Annotated in this window: 1 protein-coding gene; it reads right to left on the reverse strand. The window is 47.1% G+C overall.

Translation table 11 applies throughout. From position 1 onward, the window contains the following. Window positions 1-750, reverse strand: a 750-nt coding sequence (locus EAO36_RS08325; RefSeq protein ID WP_459562064.1) for a PBECR3 domain-containing polyvalent protein, incomplete at both ends; no start/stop codon positions are given.

Here is a 750-nt window from a genome sequence, read left to right on the forward strand (position 1 = left end):
TTTGCTGGAATCGCCTCTAAGTTAAGGGGGCTTGTGGTAGAATCTGTCTTGGCGGTTTGTGGTGGCGCATCTAAGTTGGCACTAGGCCGGGGGCTTAGGGAGCCTTCGCTACCTTTGGGTAGTTGTGAGCTCAAACCGCTATCCCTAAAGATGGGGTTATTTTCTAGCTTGCCATTTTCCCTATAGAGTGTTTTTAGCTTCAATTCGTTTTTCTTGGTGCTGATGGTTTCTACCACCACTACATAGCCATTAACCTGCTTGCCACTAATCAAAACCTCTTGGTCGTATTTGTCTGTCTCTATTTTGTAGCGGTCTGCGTGATTGACAACTTGCGGGTAATGCTTAATGTCCTCAATCCCTATGGCGGGCTGTTCGTTTTTAATGTGGTGGATAGAGTTAGGCCCGTGGTGTTTCTCAATATGCTTCAGCGCATCGCCGTTAAATGTAATCTTTACGGGGTGTTTGCTATCAAAGCCTAATTCTTGCATTAAGCCTTTGTCTTGGGGGGCAAAATCCCCAATCCACACTTTAACATTGCGCTTTTTGACTTCCTCTAAAAATTCTTGTGTAATCTCCTCCATATTTGCCCGTCTTAAAGGCTTTTTAGGGTCTAATAGATCATCACTGCTTGGGGGTTTGCCCCCATTACCCCCTTTACCCCCACTATCCCCCAAATGGGGGTTTGGGGATATTCCCCCTCCTCCTGAAGGGGGTGGGTCATCTGGAGGTAAGCCCCCCTCTAGCTCTCTA

The sequence above is a fragment of the Helicobacter mehlei genome, assembly GCF_003660265.1.
GTDB classification, from domain to species: domain Bacteria; phylum Campylobacterota; class Campylobacteria; order Campylobacterales; family Helicobacteraceae; genus Helicobacter; species Helicobacter mehlei.